The 18,155-nt window shown below is 59.4% G+C and carries 16 protein-coding genes; 9 read left to right on the top strand and 7 right to left on the bottom strand.

The annotated features are described in order from the left end of the window. Positions 1 to 139 precede the first annotated feature (139 nt). From ACR0IP_RS10730 to ACR0IP_RS10695, 8 genes are all read left to right on the top strand, one after another. Positions 140 to 637 carry a class I SAM-dependent methyltransferase gene (locus tag ACR0IP_RS10730; protein ID WP_170691001.1) on the top strand — a complete coding sequence of 166 codons (498 nt, stop codon included), beginning with the start codon at positions 140 to 142 and terminating at the stop codon, positions 635 to 637. Positions 638 to 690: 53 nt separating this feature from the next. Continuing rightward, positions 691 to 1,839, top strand: a complete 1,149-nt coding sequence (locus ACR0IP_RS10725; protein ID WP_170691002.1) for an acetate/propionate family kinase — start codon at positions 691 to 693, stop codon at positions 1,837 to 1,839. A gap of 20 nt (positions 1,840 to 1,859) precedes the next feature. Next, positions 1,860 to 2,489: a glutathione S-transferase family protein gene (locus ACR0IP_RS10720; protein ID WP_480525439.1), complete on the top strand. Its 630-nt coding sequence runs from the start codon at positions 1,860 to 1,862 to the stop codon at positions 2,487 to 2,489. A 112-nt stretch (positions 2,490 to 2,601) separates the two neighbouring features. Beyond that, positions 2,602 to 5,004, top strand: a complete 2,403-nt coding sequence (locus ACR0IP_RS10715) for a GcvT family protein (RefSeq protein WP_480525437.1) — start codon at positions 2,602 to 2,604, stop codon at positions 5,002 to 5,004. Continuing rightward, the gene (locus ACR0IP_RS10710) at positions 5,004 to 6,557 is read left to right on the top strand and encodes a trimethylamine methyltransferase family protein (protein ID WP_170691008.1); all 1,554 of its coding nucleotides are present in this window, start codon (positions 5,004 to 5,006) and stop codon (positions 6,555 to 6,557) included. Before ACR0IP_RS10715 ends, ACR0IP_RS10710 begins: the two co-directional genes overlap by 1 nt. Beyond that, positions 6,558 to 7,232: a TetR/AcrR family transcriptional regulator gene (locus tag ACR0IP_RS10705; RefSeq protein ID WP_170377578.1), complete on the top strand. Its 675-nt coding sequence runs from the start codon at positions 6,558 to 6,560 to the stop codon at positions 7,230 to 7,232. Continuing rightward, on the top strand, positions 7,229 to 8,533 hold the full coding sequence (locus ACR0IP_RS10700) for an NAD(P)/FAD-dependent oxidoreductase (protein ID WP_480525435.1): 1,305 nt from the start codon (positions 7,229 to 7,231) through the stop codon (positions 8,531 to 8,533). Before ACR0IP_RS10705 ends, ACR0IP_RS10700 begins: the two co-directional genes overlap by 4 nt. Positions 8,534 to 8,588: 55 nt before the next feature. Next, positions 8,589 to 9,320, top strand: coding sequence for a hypothetical protein (locus ACR0IP_RS10695; RefSeq protein WP_480525433.1), 732 nt, complete (start codon positions 8,589 to 8,591; stop codon positions 9,318 to 9,320). A gap of 4 nt (positions 9,321 to 9,324) precedes the next feature. Here the strand turns inward: ACR0IP_RS10695 and ACR0IP_RS10690 are convergent, their stop codons facing one another. After that, on the bottom strand, positions 9,325 to 9,714 hold the full coding sequence (locus ACR0IP_RS10690; protein ID WP_170377584.1) for a DUF3307 domain-containing protein: 390 nt from the start codon (positions 9,712 to 9,714) through the stop codon (positions 9,325 to 9,327). Between the two features lie 216 nt (positions 9,715 to 9,930). Between ACR0IP_RS10690 and ACR0IP_RS10685 the strand changes: the two genes are divergently transcribed. Continuing rightward, positions 9,931 to 12,927 (top strand): ABC transporter transmembrane domain-containing protein, encoded by a 2,997-nt coding sequence (locus ACR0IP_RS10685; protein WP_480525490.1) that lies wholly within the window; start codon positions 9,931 to 9,933, stop codon positions 12,925 to 12,927. Between the two features lie 34 nt (positions 12,928 to 12,961). Here ACR0IP_RS10685 and ACR0IP_RS10680 read toward each other — a convergent pair whose 3' ends face one another. The 6 genes from ACR0IP_RS10680 to ACR0IP_RS10655 all read right to left on the bottom strand — a co-directional run bounded on the left by ACR0IP_RS10680 (position 12,962) and on the right by ACR0IP_RS10655 (position 18,152). After that, on the bottom strand, positions 12,962 to 13,249 hold the full coding sequence (locus tag ACR0IP_RS10680; RefSeq protein WP_170555798.1) for an ArsR/SmtB family transcription factor: 288 nt from the start codon (positions 13,247 to 13,249) through the stop codon (positions 12,962 to 12,964). A 112-nt stretch (positions 13,250 to 13,361) separates the two neighbouring features. Beyond that, positions 13,362 to 14,594 (bottom strand): mandelate racemase/muconate lactonizing enzyme family protein, encoded by a 1,233-nt coding sequence (locus tag ACR0IP_RS10675; protein WP_480525430.1) that lies wholly within the window; start codon positions 14,592 to 14,594, stop codon positions 13,362 to 13,364. Position 14,595: 1 nt separating this feature from the next. Then, positions 14,596 to 14,964 (bottom strand): hypothetical protein, encoded by a 369-nt coding sequence (locus ACR0IP_RS10670; protein WP_170377590.1) that lies wholly within the window; start codon positions 14,962 to 14,964, stop codon positions 14,596 to 14,598. 4 nt (positions 14,965 to 14,968) lie between these two features. Then, positions 14,969 to 16,060 carry a Zn-dependent alcohol dehydrogenase gene (locus ACR0IP_RS10665; protein ID WP_170377592.1) on the bottom strand — a complete coding sequence of 364 codons (1,092 nt, stop codon included), beginning with the start codon at positions 16,058 to 16,060 and terminating at the stop codon, positions 14,969 to 14,971. 81 nt (positions 16,061 to 16,141) lie between these two features. Then, positions 16,142 to 17,341: a TCR/Tet family MFS transporter gene (locus tag ACR0IP_RS10660; protein ID WP_480525427.1), complete on the bottom strand. Its 1,200-nt coding sequence runs from the start codon at positions 17,339 to 17,341 to the stop codon at positions 16,142 to 16,144. Between the two features lie 97 nt (positions 17,342 to 17,438). After that, positions 17,439 to 18,152, bottom strand: coding sequence for an alpha/beta fold hydrolase (locus ACR0IP_RS10655; protein WP_170691018.1), 714 nt, complete (start codon positions 18,150 to 18,152; stop codon positions 17,439 to 17,441). Positions 18,153 to 18,155: the final 3 nt, after the last annotated feature.

Raw genomic sequence — 18,155 nt, 5'->3', positions numbered from 1 at the left:
CAAACCCGTTCTTAGGCTGAAATGTCGCGGGAATGTGAAACTTTCGCCTCTACAACTACACAAACAGTTGAGTTTTTGCCATCAAGTTCGTGACCAGCACCATTTAAGCTGGCGTTGAGTATCAAAGAGAGAATTCCCTGTGCCCGAAAACCAAAGCCGACTGGATCTGTTTATTGACCGTATGGTGTCGCAACGCGCCTGCCTTGATTTTGCAATCGAGCAGACAAAAGGCATGTCCGGGCCGGTGTTCGAGCTGGGCCTAGGCAACGGTCGAACCTACCACCACATGATCCAGTACATTCAGAATCGCCCGGTTTTTGTGTTCGAACGCGCGGTGGCTTCACATCCCGATTCCACCCCGCCCGAGGATCGGGTGATTTTGGGCGATGTGCGGGACACTCTGCCAGCCTCGGTGGATAAGCTCGGCGCGACGGCCAGCCTGATTCATGCGGATCTGGGGGGGCACAATCGAGAAAAGAACGACGCGTTCGCGCGGTTTGTTTCGCCTTTGATTGAACCGCTTCTGGCGCGGGGTGGGCTGATGGTCTCCAGTGATCGGATGTATTTCGATGCGCTGACTGAATTGCCCTTGCCGGAGGGCGCGGTCGAAGGGCGCTGTTTTATCTACCGGCGGTGACGCCTTAGGCGCGTCCGGGTCCACCAAAAGGCTAAGCAAACCGGAGGAACGCAATGCAGGCCATCCTGACGCTGAACGCGGGAAGTTCGACCATCAAATTCGGAGTTTACCGCGCCGACGCTGAACCCGAATTGCTGTGGCACGGGCAAGTCGACAATCTGGGACCGGTCGCCCAATTGCAAATCAACGGCGACGGGTTTCGTGAGACACGTGAGATCGGGCCTGCTGACCACGCGGCCGGCGTCACGGCGATCTTGCAGAACATAGAGCCTCTGCTTAAATCGGATCTAATCGTCGGTGTAGGCCACCGTATTGTCCACGGCGGACAGACCTTCGAAGGGCCCACGGTTCTGGATGATCACGTGCTGGCCCAACTTGAAACGCTCTCGTCACTGGCCCCGCTGCATCAGCCCCATAATCTGGCGGCCGTCCGCGCTGCGCGAACGGCTTTCCCGGGTGCGCAACAGATTGGGTGTTTTGACACCTCTTTTCATGTCGGCCATCCGTTTGTAAACGATGCCTTCGCCATCCCGCGCCGCTTTTATGAAAAAGGCGTTCGGCGCTATGGATTCCATGGGCTGTCCTACGACTACATTACCGGCAAGATGGCTGAGGATTTCCCGGATCTGGCCGCAGGCCGGGTGGTTATCGCGCATCTGGGCAACGGGGCGTCTATGTGCGCTGTGGCCAATGGCAAGAGTATCGGCTCAACCATGGGTTTTTCCGCGCTTGATGGGCTGCCGATGGGGACCCGTTGTGGTCAGCTTGATCCCGGCGTGTTGCTTTATCTGATGGAGCAAGGTCACTCTGCGGAGGCGATCACGCATATCCTCTACAAGAAAAGTGGCCTGCTAGGCCTCAGCGGGATCAGCCACGATATGCGCACATTGCTGGAAAGCGATGATCCCCGCGCGCGTGAGGCGATAGACTATTATGTCTTCCGGATCAGGCGGGAGCTGGGTGCGATGGCGGCTGTTTTGGGTGGCGTGGATGCGGTGGTGTTCTGCGGCGGCATTGGTGAGAACGCTGCGCCTATTCGCCAGAGCGTGCTCGATGGGATGGGATTTCTCAACATCCATCTGGACGCCGAGGCCAACGCCCAAAATGCGACGGTGATATCAGATGGCGGTATACCCGTGCTCGTGATCCCGACCGACGAAGAACGGGTGATCGCGCGGGCGGTCGGCAAGGCTTTGAGCTAAACACGACAGAGGGAAATCGGATGATCTTTTACGACTGCGCCACCGCTCCGAACCCGCGCCGCGCGCGTATGTTCATTGCCGAAAAGGGGCTGGAGATCGAAACCCGGCAGATCTCGATTGCAGAGGGAGAGCAGTTGAGCGATGTGTTTCGCGCCGTTAACCCTCGGGCCACGATCCCTGTGCTGGTGACCGATGAAGGCACGGTTCTGACCGAGAACCTTGGGATTGCTGCGTATCTCGAGGCGCAGCGGCCCGAACCCCCATTGATGGGCAAGACGCCGGATGAAAAAGGCCGTGTTTTGATGTGGAACGCAATCGCCGAGCAGCAAGGCGGTATGCCTATCGCCGAAGCCCTACGCAACGGCCATCCTGCTTTCAAAGATCGTCCTATTCCGGGACCTGAGAACTATCCGCAGATCCCTGAACTTGCGCAACGGGGTCGCGACAGGGTGGGGGCGTTCTTCGACTTGCTCGAGGACCATTTGCAGGGCAGCCCGTTTTTGGCGGGAGAGGACTTTACCCTCGCCGATATAACCGGGTTCGTCTTTGTCGATTTCGCCCGTGTGATCAAAATGCGTATCCCGGAAGCAAATACCGCGACTCAAGCCTGGTTCGACACAATTAAATCCCGGCCCAGCGCCAGCCTCTAAAACGCGCCTGATTTGGCCGGATTCAGCTTGCGCTCGACACTGTACAGAAATGTCTAGACAGAAGTGAACAGTGCCACTAGCGTTTCATCCGAGTCGTGCAGCGGAGGGCAGGATGAAATCTCAGTATCGCGTTGTGGTCATTGGGGGCGGTGTCGTTGGGGCCTCGGTCCTGTATCATCTGGCCAAGTTCGGCTGGTCGGACGTCGTCATGTTGGAGCGGCGGAGGCTGGCCTCGGGGTCATCCTGGCACGCAGCGGGTGGTATTCACGCGCTGAACGCGGACCCGAATATGGCGTCCTTGCAGGCCTACACCATCGACCTGCTCAGTGAGATCGAAAAGGAATCGGGCCAGAATATTGGATTGCATATGACCGGTGGTCTCACGCTGGCGGGCACCCCGGAACGCTGGGAATGGCTGCAGGCAAACTACCGCATCTTCCAATCCATTGGCATTGACGATTGCGAACTTCTGACCCCGGAAGAGGCGCAGAGACGTTGTCCGATCATGTCCACCGATGGCGTGCTGGGCGCGATGTGGGCGGATCGCGAAGGCTATATCGACACGACCGGCACGGTGCAGGCTTACGCGACGGCAGCAAAGAAGCGTGGCGCGGAATACTATGAGGAAACCAGGGTCGAAAGCCTGACGCAGACCGCCGATGGCTGGCAAGTCGAAACCGACAAGGGCACAATCACCTGCGAACATGTAGTGAACGCGGCAGGCCTTTGGGCCAAGCAGGTGGGCCGGATGGCCGGAGTGGAGCTGCCAGTCTCTCCGCTCAAACACCATTACCTGATCACCGACACGGTCCCCGAGGTTGCCGAAGCCGAGTTCGAGATGCCCATGACTGTCGACCTCGAAGGCTTCACCTATATGCGGCAGGATCAGAAGGGCGTTCTGGTCGGAATCTATGAGGTCGACCATGAACACTGGGCCATGGACGGGGCGCCCTGGAACTATGGTGAGGAACTGTTTCAGGAGCAACTCGACCGCATCGAGAATGAGCTGACGCTGGGTTTTGAGCGCTATCCTTCGATCCAGAATGTCGGCATCAAGACATGGGTCAATGGCGCGTTCACCTTCTCGCCCGACGGGAACCCTCTGGTCGGTCCGGTTCCGGGCAAGCGCGGCTATTGGTCGGCCTGCGCCGTGATGGCCGGGTTCTTGCAGGGCGGCGGCGTTGGCAAAACTCTGGCCGAGTGGATGATCCATGGCGAGCCCGAGGCCGACGCATGGCCAATGGACGTCGCTCGCTATGGCGATTTCGCGCAGAACAAACGTTACATTCGCGAAACGACCGGTCAGTTCTACTCGCGCCGTTTCGTGATGACCTATCCGAATGAGCAACTGCCAGCAGGACGTCCGCTGAAGATGGCCCCGGCGCATGATGCGATGACTGAGGCCGGGTGCAAATGGGGCGTCAGCTGGGATCTGGAGGTGCCGCTCTATTTCGCGCCCAAAGGGTTCGAGGAAACGCCGACCCTCAAGCGGTCGAATGCCCATGACATCGTGGCGGAAGAGTGCAAGACGCTCCGCGAAGGGGTTGGCCTGTTGGACATCTCGGGTTTCTCGCGGTTCGAGGTGACGGGTCCGAATGCGCAGGCCTGGCTGGACAAGGTCATGGCCTCGAAACTGCCAGGGCCGGGGCGCGCCAAACTGGCGCCGATGCTGGGTGAGACGGGGCGTCTCAAAGGCGACCTGACCGTGCTGAACTGGGGTGACGGAACATGGTGGATCATGGGCAGTTACTACCTTCGTGCGTGGCACATGCGCTGGTTCGACGATCACATGATGGACGGCGTGACTGTCCGTGATCTGGGCGAGGAATATTGCGGCTTTGCCGTGGTCGGCCCGAAATCTCAGGCGGTTGTCGAGAAGCTGGCGGAACAGGATATCTCGGGCCTGAAATTCATGGGTTGTGGAGATTTCGATATCGGTCTGGTCCGAGCCCGCGTCGCCCGCATGTCGGTAACCGGTGAGAAGGGCTATGAAATCAACTGCCAGTACGGCGATCACATCAAGCTGCGACGGATGCTGTTGGACGCCGGGGCTGACGAAGGCATCCGCGAATGCGGGTTCAATGCGATGCTCTCAACCCGGTTGGAGAAGAGTTTCGGCATCTGGTCCGCCGAGTTTACCCAAGCCTACACGCCGGGCATGACCGGAATGGATCGCTGGATCGACTGGGACAAGGATTTCGTCGGTAAACAGGCCGCCTTGGCCGAGCGTGACGGCAATGGCCCGGCACAGCTTCAGGTGACGCTTGAGGTCGATGCTGTGGACGCCGACGCCAGCGGGTATGAGCCGATCTGGTCCAATGGCGAACGCGTGGGTTTTGTCACCTCGGGCGGCTACGGCCACTACACGGGCAAGTCTCTGGCGATGGCACTGATCAATCGCGACAAGGCCGAACCGGGGACGGAGCTGACCGTGCATGTGGTTGGTGTGGAACGGCCCGCGCGGGTGGTTGCACCGTCTCCCTACGATCCGCAGGGCAAGGCGATGAGGGGCTGATGGTGATCTCGCAGACATCCGAGCGTGGTCGGCGACGGCGCGGGCGGGGTGCAGATGCCGCCCCACCGCCCTCGCGTGATGTGAACTACCGCCAGCTGCGCAACCCTTTCCCGCGGATGGAGGTGTTCCCCGAAGATCAGATCGCGGACATGCACGAGACGGCGCTACGTGTATTGCTGGAACTTGGGGTGAAAGTCCTGCTGCCCGAAGCCCGCCGCATCTTTGCCAAGGCAGGTGCGCGTGTGGACGAAGATACTCAGATGGTCTTTATCGGGCGCGATCTGGTTGAGGCCGCTGTGGCCTCGGCCCCCAAATCCATCGCGTGTCATGCAGGGGCGCGTGACCGTGATTTTACGCTGGAACTGGGTTCGCTCGTGTTTCAACCGGGTGCAGGTGCGCCGAACGCAACCGATCTGGAACGGGGCAGGCGACCGGCGTCGGGTCAGGATTATATTGAATTCCTGAAGCTGACGCATCACTTCGACGTCTTCCAGATGATTTCGCCTCAGGTCGAGCCGCAGGATGTGCCGACCCATCTTCGCCACTATTTCACAACGCAGGCGCAGATGGAGTTGACGGATAAATTCCCCTTCTTCTTCTCGCGCGGCACCCCACAGGTGTTGGACAGTTTTGAGATGCTGTCTATCGCGCGAGGGCTTTCGGATGATGAATTCCGGGGCAACGCGCATTGCTATACGATCATCAACACCAACAGCCCGCGCACGCTGGATATCCCGATGGCGCAAGGGCTGATCGACTTTGCCCGTCATGGCCAGATGTCGATCGTCACGCCGTTTACCCTGATGGGGGCGATGGCCCCGATAACGGTCGCGGGGGCTATCACGCTTTCCCATGCCGAGGCTCTGGCGGCTGTGACCCTGACGCAATTGACGAACCCTGGCGCGCCGGTCTGCTATGGAACCTTCACCAGCAACGTCGACATGAAATCCGGCGCTCCGGCCTTTGGGACGCCCTCGCATTTTCAAGCGTCTTTGGCGGCAGGCCAACTGGCACGGTTCCTGGGCCTGCCATGGCGGTCGGCGGCCGGGTCGGCTTCGAACACCAACGACGTGCAAGCCGCGAATGAAAACCAGTTTGGGCTCTGGGGCTGTTTGATGGCCGGGGCGACGGTGATCATCCATTCTGCAGGTTGGCTCGAAGGCGGATTGAGCGTGTCGTTTGAGAAGATGATCTGTGACGCCGAAGTGCTGAACATGGTTGCCGAGCTCTGTGCCGGTGCGCATGCCGGACAGGCCGAAATCGGCTTTGATACCGCCCTGAGTGAGGTTGATCCCAGCGGGCATTTCTTTGCCTCGTCCCAGACGATGGAGCGCTACAATACCGAATTCTACCAGCCGCATGTCCATGACTACGCCAATTTCGGCACCTGGACCGAGCGTGGATCTGTCGATGCCAATCAACGTGCAACAGGTGTTTGGAAAGGTATCCTGAACGATTTCAAACCGCCCGCAGGCGATAGCGATCGACTCGGGGCCTTGCACGATTTCATCGCGAAGCGAACCGCAGAAGGCGGCGCGCCGCCGGAGAGTTGAATGAGCACCAAACCGATCCTGCACCGCGATGACCCCAAGGCCGAGCCTCTGGTCGGCAATATCAAAGTCACGCGGGATGACTGGCTGAATGTGGCGATGGATGTGCTGATCTCTGACGGCGTGGATCAGATCAAGGTCATGAACCTGGCCGAGCGCATGGCCGTGTCCCGCTCGTCTTTCTACTGGTACTTCAAATCGCGGCAAGAGCTTCTGGATGCGTTACTGGCGCGGTGGCAGGCGACCAATACGGCTGCGTTGATCGCGCAGGCCGAGGCCCCGGCCGAGACCATTACCAGCGCGGTCTGCAACGTGCAGAGATGCGTGGTGAACACGGATCTGTTCGACACGGCGCTTGATTTTGCCATCCGGGACTGGGCTCGCAAATCGGGAAAGGTGCGCAATGCGCTGGATCAGTCCGACGCGCGGCGTCTCAAGGCGCTGCACGCGATGTTTGCGCGGTTTGGCTATTCGGACATTGAGGCCGAAACCCGGGCGCGCGTCCTATACTACATGCAGATCGGGTATGATCTGGCGCAGCTGAACGAGCCGATGGAAACGCGGCTTTCGTTGGTGCCCCACTACCTACATGCTTTCACAGGGGTTCAGCCTCGGGCCGAGGAAATTGAAGAATTTCGCGCTTATTCCAAGCGCTTTTGGGAAGGAAAGACAGAATGAGCCAACCAGATGCAATCATAATCGGGACAGGCGTCATTGGCGCGGCCATCGCGTTCGAGATGGCCAAGGCCGGATGGAAAACCCTTTCGCTAGATCGCAATACGCAGGTTGGCCATGGCTCGACCGCGGGGTCCTGCGCGATCATCCGCATGCACTATTCGACGTTTGACGGCACGGCTTTCGCGTGGGAGGGCTACCATTTTTGGCGCGATTGGGCCGCGTATCTGGGCCTGCCCGCAGATGCCAATCTGGCGCAGTTCCGCGAGACCGGTTGCCTGGTCATGAAAACGGATGCCAACGGGATGCTGGAAAAGCATATGCAAAACAGTGCGGATCTGGACTGCCCGTTCGAGGAATGGTCGCCCGAGACTGTCACGGAACGCCTGCCGGTCTATTCTCTGGAAAGCTTCGCCCCTGCGCGCCGAATGGACGACCCGGAATTCGGGCAACCGAACGGGCGCAAAATGCAGGGTGGCGTGTTCTGGCCTCAGGCAGGCTATGTCACCGACCCGGCACTTTCGGCGCAGAACCTGATGGATGCGGCAATCCAGAACGGGGCCGAGTTGCGCACTGGGGCCGAGGTTGTTGAGATCCTGATTGAGGACGGGCGCGTGGCGGGTGTCAAACTGGCTACGGGCGAAGAAATTCGAGCCAAGGTCGTGGTAAACGTGGCCGGGCCGGGATCGGCCATTGTCAACGGCATGGCAGGCGTTCTGGACGACATGACCATCGAAACCCGCCCGCTGCGGCAGGAAGTGGTCCATGTTCCGGCGCCCGAGGGGTTCGATTTCGAAAACAACGGGACCATTGTCTCGGATAGTGACATCGCCTGCTACTGCCGCCCGGAGCATGGCAACCACATCCTCGTGGGGTCCGAGGACCCCGAATGCGATCCGCATCAATGGTGTGAGGATGATAAGACATATAACCGCGATTTCACCGACCAGTGGACGACGCAGGCGATGCGCTATGCGCAGCGGGTACCCAGCCTTGGTATTCCGTCCAAAACGCGGGGTGTTGTTGACCTCTACGATGCGTCGACCGATTGGATTCCGATCTACGATAAATCCAGCCTGCCAGGATTCTACATGGCCTGCGGCACCAGCGGGAACCAATACAAGAACGCGCCGATTGCGGGCAAGATGATGACGGCTCTGATCGACTATTGCGAAGGCGGTGCAGACCACGATGCTGAACCGCTGCAGTTCGAACTGCCTTACATCAAACGCGTGATTGATGTCGGTTTCTATTCACGCAATCGCCCGATCAACGAAGAAAGCAGTTTTTCCGTTCTGGGGTAGTCAGCCCGACAATTGGCCCTAACATCACTTAGACGCGAAAAGGAGCGGATACGTGATGCCTCAGACGCCAAACAAAGTCCTGATCCTTGGCAGTGCGCCGTCAGCGGTGGCCGCCCGGGATTGGGATCGGACGCCGTTCACGCATATCGTGACCATCAACAATGCATGGCGCATTCGTCCGGATTGGGACATCCTGATCCACCCTGAGGATTTTCCGCCGGAAAACCGACCCACAACTCTGACGAAAGACCAAAGGATCGTGACAGCCGAAGACTACGTGCCTCGGCAAAACGCTTATGGTGGTTTTGTCTATGCGGGGGGCACCATGGCGTTTACCGCTGGTTATTGGGCGCTGTCTGCCCTCGCTCCGTCCGTGATTGCCTATTTCGGCTGCGATATGGTCTACCCCGGATCGGGTAAGACGCACTTTTATGGCAACGGAACCGCTGATCCGCTGCGTGCCGACATAACATTGCGGTCGCTTGAGGCGAAGTCGGCCAGATTGGGCGTGTTTGCCGCCGCGCAGGGCTGTCGCATGGTGCGTTTGTCGGAGGGTGAAAGCAGGCTGCTCTATCCATCGCTTCGCGCGTTACGGATGGAAGAAGCACCGATGCCGTCGACCGTTGGCGCGCAGGACGTGTTAGAGGCCGAAGCGCGCCTCGGCTACTATGTGCCATCCGGGCGGTATTGGGAATCCGAGCAGCAGTTTGATCCGGACGAGTTGGATGCAGTGGACCGACTTTGGATATCCGCCTACCAAATCGCGCAAATGGACCGCGTTGCCTAAGACCTCAGACGGCGAAAGCGATCCAGGCCCAAACCATGGCAATATAGGTCAGGCTGTGCATCAACTGGTCCAGACCAGTTGCCCGCCAGAACGCGGCTTGATTGGGCTGTAGCTTTTTCTTGTCGGAATAGCTGGCTTTGGCGAAATCAATGTTGAAATGGATGATCCATTCCAGGGCCGAGATGATCAGGATAAAGCTGATCGGCGCGCCAAACAGCAAAAAAATAAGGGCCGAGCCCACAACATGCACTCCCGCATGTTGCGCGCGTCCCAAATGAAAATACTCGCCACGCCCGGTCAGCATCTTGGGCGTCTGTAGATAGAAGTCCGCGAACATATGTTTGATCTGCAACAAGCAGAGCAACAGCAACACGGCACCATAGCTTTCGGGCAAACGTATCCTCCCGATATCGTCCTAAAGGGAACTCTAGGCGCTAAAATGCGTGTAGGCAAATGAACTAGTTCACACATGCGCAAAGATTGGCACTTTGTCGGAAACTATTTGCCTAGCAAAGCAAGATTACTGTAAATTCAGACTGTTAATTTTCCGTGCATCGTTTCGAAACCGGATCATTGATCAAAAGCAGGGACAGGTTCCATAGAACGCACGATTTTCCGCTTCATCTGGAAATACTCCAAGCGCGACCAGTTGATCCTGCTGGCCGTGACCTCGACGTTGTTTCCGCTGCTCTATCTCACGCTTGAGCTGCCCAAGCGCATTATCAATGACGCGATTGGTGCCTCGAGCAGCGTGGTTCAGGTTTGGGGCTACAGCCTGCCGCAGACGAATTTCCTGATCATTCTGTGCTTTGCGTTTTTGGCGGCGGTGCTGGCCCACGGCCTGATGAAAATGCGCATCAACACCATGAAAGGTGTCCTGAGCGAGCGTATGTTGCGCCGCTTTCGCTATCAGCTGATCAGCCGCGCCCTGCGTTTTCCCCAGCCCTATTTCGAGCGGGTCAGCCAGGGTGAGATGGTCTCGATGATCACCGCCGAAAGTGAGCCTATGGGCGGGTTGATGGGGGATGCGATCAGCCAGCCGGTCCTGCAAGCGGGGCAGATGATCACCATCCTGTCGTTTTTGTTTCTGCAAAGCGTCTGGTTCGGTCTGGCTGCGGTGGCGCTGATCCCCGTGCAGGCCTGGCTGATTCCCAAGCTGCAGCGCCAGATCAACCTTCTCAACAAAAAGCGCATCCAGGAGGTGCGTATCCTTGCCGCCCAGATCGGCGAGAACGCGGCTGGGGCCTCGACCCTGCGCGCAAATGGGGGCTGGCGGTATCGCAGGGCCATGATCTCGGATCAATTGGGGCGGCTCTTCGGGATCCGGTTCGAGATCTACCAGAAGAAGTTCTTTATGAAGTTCATAAACAACTTCATCTCACAGCTGACACCGTTCATGTTTTATCTGGTGGGCGGTCTGCTGGTCCTGCAGGGCTCGGTCTCGTTGGGCGCGCTGGTGGCGGCGTTGGCGGCGTATAAGGATCTCAGCTCTCCGTGGAAGGAACTGCTGACCTACTACAACCAGACGCAGGACATGTCGTTGCGTTGGGATGTGGTGATCGAACGGTTCGCGCCGGCCGGAATGCAGGATGAAGCGCTGTTTGAGGGTGAGCCAAAGACCCGCCCGCATCTTGATGGCGACATCGCTCTGGATCGGGTGTCGGTGCGCGATATGGACGGCAACCAGATCCTGGACGATCTGAACCTGACCTTCCCGCGTGGAAAGACAATCGGCATCGCCGCGCCTAGCGAAGAAGACCGCCGCGCTATTGCCGAGCTGCTGACCCGTGAAATCCTGCCGAGCGCTGGGCGTGTCCGCATTGGCGAGCAGAATCTGGCCGAACTGCATCAGGGCGTCGTCGCCGCGCGGATCGGCTATGCGTCATCGCGGCCGGTGATGTTTCAGGGAACGCTGGGCGATAATGTGATGATGCCGATGCGCTACAAGCCCCTGTCGGAGGGGGGCGACGATCCCGGATTTGCCGAAACCTTGCGGGCGGGCAACAGCGCCGACCCTTTCAAGGCTGAGTGGCTGGACCCGTCTCTCGCTGGGCTGGAATCGGCGGATGCCCTGCGAGATTGGTGGCTGCAACTGATTGATGGAATGGGGTCAGGCGCGGCCTTGTTCCAGCGCGGGGCCGAGCAGGTTTTCGACGCTGCACTGCATCCGGAACTGGCGCAGAAACTGGTCAAGCTGCGACCGTTGGTGCAGCAGGCGGTGAAGAAGGCAGGGCTTGAGCAGCAGGCGCTGATCTTCGACAAGTCCACCTATAACCCGGCCTTGCCCGTGGCCGAAAACCTTCTTTTTGCCACGCCCCGTGTACCGGTCACGCAAGCGCTGTTGGCACAGCAGAGAGTCTTTCTGGGTCAGTTGCGCGAACTGGGGTTGGACGAGACTCTGATCGCGCTGACCCGTGATGTGATCGACATGCTGCGCCAGATCTTTGGCCTGGATGGAACAGATCACCCGCTGTTCCGCAAGTTGGGACTTGAGGCACAGACCTATGAAACAGCCGTCGAACTGGTCGAGCGCACCCGCAAGGAAGGCGCTGAGGGGTTGGACGACGAACAACTGGCAACATTGCTGGCGGTGCCTCTGGTCGTCTCGGCTGAACAGATCGGCCCGGCCTTTTCGGATGAGTTAAAGGATCGTATTCTGGAGCTGCGCCACAGCCACTCGGAAAAGCTGATGCGGCCGTTGATGGACGTCTTCGTGCCGCTGGACCCTGAGGCCGTCGCGCCCGGCCTGACCGTGATGGAGAACGCGCTGTTCGGCAAGGTCAGCGAGATCGGCGGCGCGCGCTCGGACGAGGTGCGCAAGCTTATTGTTGATGTTCTGGCCGAACACGGCGCGCGTCCGTTGGTGGTTGAGCTGATCTATGATGTGCCGGTCGCGCTCGGTGGCCAGAACCTGCCCGCAGTCTTTGCCGAACCCCTGGCGTTCACCCGTGCGACGATCAAGAAACCCGACATCCTGATCCTGGAAAACGCGCTGGCCAGCTATGACATGCAGACGCAGGTCGCGGTCTACAAAAACCTGCGCGCGCTGTTGCCCGAGACCACGGTCATCTATCTGAACGACCAATTCCAAAACCCCGATGTCTTCGACATGTATGTCGAGATCCGGCAAGGTCGGGTTGTCACGGATGAAGGACCGGGGGATGTGGAAGAGGATAGTGCCGCCTCGGCCGACTTGGCCCGCAAGCTGCGCGCCCTAGAGCAGACGCCGCTGTTTTCTGGCCTTGATCGGCGACAGTTGCGCCTGCTGGCCTTTGGTGCGCGGTGGTTTGATGCCTCTGCCGGGCAGGTGATCTTCCTCAAAGATGACCAGCCCACGGATGGTGCCTACGTTGTTCTCGAAGGCGAGGCGGGGTTGTATCTGCCCAAATCAGGCACGCCGGATGAGCTTATCCTACGCGTCGGCCCCGGGGCATTGGTTGGGGAGCTGGGCCTGATCCGCAAAGAGCCCCGCGCATTGAGCATGGTGGCCGAAACCGACCTGTCCTGCTTGCGCATCGGGGAAGAGGAATTCCTGGCCGTGGTCGAAAACGACGCGGCGACGGCGTTCAAACTGCTGCAGGTGGTTGCGGGATATGTCTCGAACTAGAGCCGTTTCGGGATAAGCCTGAAACGCTCTACTGTCAGTCTTTCGGCTTGCAGAACAGTTGATAGAGCAACTCGATCACCTGTTTCGTGTTGCCATCCTCAAGCGAATAAAACACCGTTTTCCCCGCGCGCCGGGTCGAGACCAAACCATCCTCACGCAGGCGGGCCAGCATCTGGCTGACGGCGGCCTGCCGGATTTGTAAAAGCGCCTCCAGCTCTCCCACCGACTTCTCACCGTCTCCGAGGTGGCACAGGATCATCAGGCGGCCCTCATGCGCGAGCGTTTTCAGAAACGCGGCGGCACGGGCTGCGTTGTCTTTCATTTCCGCCAATCCGTCCGATGCCGGGGCTTGAGTGGTGCTGTCTTTCAGTGTCACCGGTCAACCGTTCTTCAACTAAGTCTTCTGACATTATGCCCTAAGAAACGTTATAATGTCACCCCTCAGATGCGGGAGCCCCACCCTGAAAGGCGTTGCCATTGGCATAATCGCACGGTTCTTCCTGCATCTGAAGGTGAAGCCCGTCGCCTTTGTAAGGATGCGCGCGAGCCAGATTTTCGTCCACTTCAATCCCAAGCCCGGCGGTGGTTGGAGAGGTCACGAACCCTTGCTCAACCCGGATTGAGCCCTTGATCAACTGGTCATGGAATGGCGTTTCAATGGTTTCCAGTAGCAACAGGTTCGGGATAGAGGCCGCCAGATGGATATTCGCAGCCCACTCCACCGGCCCGGCATAAAGATGCGGGGCCATTTGCGCGTTGAACACTTCGGCCATCGCAGCGACTTTCTTCATTTCCCAAATGCCGCCTGCACGCCCCAAAGCCGGTTGCAAAATCTCCGCCGCGCCTGCGCGCAGAACCGCGCCAAATTCGGCTTTGGTGGTCATGCGCTCTCCGGTCGCGACAGGTATGCGGACGTTGCGGGCGACGCGGGCCATGTCCTCGATATTGTCGGGCGGAGTGGGTTCTTCGAACCAAAGCGGAGAGTATGGTTCTATCGCCTGACCCAGCCGGATGGCACCGGCGGTGTTGAATTGGCCATGGGTGCCAAACAGCAAATCAGCTTTGTCGCCCACCGCCTCGCGGATTGCTTTGCAAAACGCAACGGACAGAGAGATATCGGACATCGCAGGCATGTGCCCGTCCCGGATCGTATAGGGACCGGCGGGGTCGAACTTAACGGCGGTATAGCCGCGACGGATCGCATCTGCCGCAGCCTCAGCCGCCTGTTCGGGCGAGGTCCAAAAGTCGGTCAGGTTGTGCTGGGGCAGGGGGTAGAGGTAGGTATAGGCGCGAATACGGTCATTCATCTTGCCGCCCAGCAGCGCGTAGACCGGTCGGTCGCGGTCTTTGCCCAGAATGTCCCAGCATGCGATCTCAAGCCCCGAGAACGCGCCCATGACAGTCAGGTCCGGGCGCTGCGTAAAGCCCGAGGAATAGGCACGGCGGAACATCAACTCGATGTTTTCCGGATTCTCGCCCTGCATGTGGCGTTCAAATACATCGCGGATCACGTGGCGCATAGCGTCTGGTCCAACCGAGGAGGCGTAGCACTCGCCCCAGCCGGTGATGCCGGTATCCGTAGTCAGCTTGACCAAAATCCAATAGCGACCGCCCCAACCGGGGGCGGGCGGGGCCGTGACGATAATATCGAGGTCTTGCAGTTTCATCTTAGCCCTCTCGTGCTTGGTCAAAGGCAATAAGTTCGCGATCAATCTCGGCCACCACCTCGGCGCTGCCAAAGAACGCCATATCCGGGGCGTCGACATCGTCCATGAAGGCCTGAATTTCGATCAGCGCTGGTTTGCCGTCGAAACTGCCCTCGATCTGCCAACGGCTGCTTTGGTCCACGGGCAAATCCGACAGGTTCTCCGCGATCTGGGTGACCAGTGCTTCGGGCAGCCCAAACCGGGGATTGTTGGCGAGGCCTATCAGGAAAGGCGGTACCTCTGCCAGATCGAAATTCATCGACGTCTCCGAGGTGGACGGCGCAGGTTTCGCCGCCTCGGGTTTGAAGAGATCGGTCAGGAAACGCAACATCGGCCTACCTGTCGAACAGGATCACATTGCGCTTGGCGGAGCCGGTTTTGGTATCGGCAATCGCCTCATTGATCTGATCCAGAGACCAGCGGCCCGAGATCAGTTCATCCAGCTTCAGCCGCCCCTGCTCATAGAGGTCGATCATCCACGGGATATCGCGCTGGATGACCACGTCGCCCATCTTTGACCCTACCAAACCCTGTCCCAGCGCGGCGAGGATCACCGGCTCATAGCTGGCTTCGTCCCCGGAATGGGGCATGCCGATCATTACGGCTTTGCCGCCCAGACCCAGATACCGTGGGGCCTGATCATAGGCGGGGATCGCGCCGACGGTGATCAATACCGCATCCGCGCCGCGCCCGCCCAGTGCTTTGTAGGCTGCTTTCCAAGGTTCTTTCAGACTGGCGAGGACGCCGTGGGTGGCACCGAACTCCTTGGCGATCTCAAGCTTCTCTTCGGTCATGTCGACCGCAACGATACGGCGCGCGCCTGCGATCCGAGCGCCTTGGATGGCGTTAAGGCCCACGCCGCCCGCGCCGATCACCACTACATCCTGACCGGGGCGCAAGCCTGCGGCGTTCACCGCTGCGCCGACCCCGGTGATCACACCACAGGACAACAGGCTGGCGAGATCTTTGGGTAGCGTTTCCGGAATCCGAACGATCTGCCGGTGGCTGACGACGACTTTCTCGGCGAAGGCGCCGCAGGCCATCGCCTGTTCCAAAGGCCCTCCGTCGCCCGTGCGCAACGGACCTTGGACCGTGTCATAGGGGGTTTCGCAGATCGTAGGTTTGCCACCCGCACAGGACGGGCAAGAGCCGCAGGCCCGGATCAGTGTCACAACCACCGGGTCGCCCAGTTTGAAATCCCCTGCAGCTTCGCCCACTGCGCTGACCACCCCGGCGGCCTCATGCCCATAGACAGCGGGCAGGAATCCGCCCCATGCACCATCGGCATATGAGATGTCCGAATGGCAGATGGCCACCGCGTCCAGTGTAACCTCGACTTCGCCGGTGCCAGGGGCGGCCAGTTGGACCTCTTCTATGGTCAAAGGTTCCCCGAACGCCCGGCATACGGCGGCTTTGATGGTTTGCATGTCGTCCCTCGCTTCGTTTGGTTTACGGTGGCGCGGGATTCGGCATCTCGCAAGACGGAAACCGTCACGGGTATGTCGGTATTACGCCACGGCAGGCCTAGCGCGCAGAAACAGGAAAAACCCGGCGGTCATAAGGACCAGTGCCAGGAGGAATGGTGCTCCGGGCAGGTAGAGTGACGTGTCAGGCCGGATGAACCACGCAAACACGCTGGTCATCAACAGGGGCGAGATCACCATGGACAAGGCATGCAGAGACGTCAGGACGCCCTGAAGCTCACCCTGTTGCGAGTCTGGCGTCGCGCGCGAGGTCAGTGCCTGCAGCGCGGGCGTGATCACGGCGCCCAAGGCGGTGATCGGGATCAGCATCAGGGCGATGGTGCCATTGGTCAGGAAGGCCAGTAGGGCGAAGCTGATGACCTCAAAACCCATGCCGCAGATGATGGTCATGCGTTCCCCAAGATGACGTGTTGCGGGTCGGATCAACCCGCCCTGAACGGCGGCCATGCCTATGCCATAGACGCCGAGAGACAGACCGATCATCTGCGGCGACCACCCGAAACGCTCGGTCGTGAAATAGGACCAGATCGCGGGGTAGACATAGATTGCTACCGAGTAGAGGAAATAGACCCACAAGAGGGGGCGAACTCCGGGCAGGGCGGCAATGGCCTTTAGCGCATTGACAGGGTTGGCGCGTCTCAAGCTGAAGGCGCAGCGAGTTTTGTCTGTGACCGTTTCAGGCATGACCATTAGCCCGAGGCCGAATGAGACGGCTGAAAGGGCCGCAGCCGCCCAGAAAGGCGCGCGCGTTCCGTATTCGGCAAGCAGGCCGCCCATTACGGGACCCAGAACAAATCCCATGCCAAAAGCCGCGCCGAGCAGGCCAAAATTGGCGGCTTTGTCTTCGGGTTTTGAGACATCTGCCATGAAGGCAGCCGCGGTCGCGTGGGTTGCGGCTGTGATCCCTCCTACAATACGACCGAGCAAAAGCAACCAGATGCTGCCTGCAATGGCCATGACCACATAGTCCAAAGCCATCACAAACAACGAGACCAGCAAGACACGCCGACGGCCATAGGCGTCTGACAGATTGCCAAGAATAGGCCCGAACACGAATTGCATGGCGGCAAAGGCCGTGCTGAGGACGCCTCCCCAAAGGGCGGCGTCGGCGAGCGTTCCACCCTGCACCTCGACGATCAGTTGCGGCATGATCGGCATCACAAGGCCGATACCCATCGCGTCAATCATGACGGTCAGAAGAACAAAGACAAATGGAAGACGCATGGAACCCGACTATATGACCCAGCGCTTACCCTAGAGGGGCCAGCAGGATGAGGGAAGGGCGCTGTTTAGCCACCCAGGATGACGTCTCGTCAGTCAGTTACAGCTTGTCCGACAGCTCATCCAATATCTGCGCCAGATGGCGCGGGTGCGAGAAGAACGGAGAGTGGGAGCTGTCGATATCCCGCCGCAGATGTGCTGGAATTCGCTCGCTCATGTCTTTCTGATAGGCCGGAGGGATAGTGTGGTCTTCGGTGGTGCGGATATAGGCCTTTGGAACCTGGTCAAAGTGATCCCCCAATGAAAGCGGTGTGTCTTGCGGCTTGATGGCCTGCGGGCAGAGCCGGGCGAATGCATAGGGCAGGATCTCGGGCGTGCAATCATGATAGAACAGGTCCTGAACGCGGTCGGGATGCACGGTATAGGATAGCCCATCGGTGGATTTGTCGACCGCATCGCCAATGGTTTGCACCGGACCACGTCTTCGCATGTCGACCAGAGACAATCCGTCCTGCGGGACATAGGCGCAAAGATAGATCAGGGCACGCATGGCGTTCGGGTCGGCCTCGGCTGCGGCGCTGATCGGGTAGCCGCCCCAAGAATGCCCGACGAGAATCGCGTCTGGTGTTGAGGCCGCGAGCACGGCGTCTCGGCAGCTCTCCAGCGTGACATCGCAGATCGGCGTCGGGTCCGAGCCGTGGCTGGGCATGTCGATGGAACGGGCGGAGTGGCCGAACGCTTCAAGCTCGGGTATCAGGTCGCGCCAGCACCAGGCGCCGTGACAGGATCCATGGACCAATAAAAATTCGGCCAAGGG

The sequence above is a fragment of the Ruegeria sp. AL11 genome (assembly GCF_056540865.1).
This window is presented reverse-complemented; position numbering and strand designations above follow the sequence as displayed.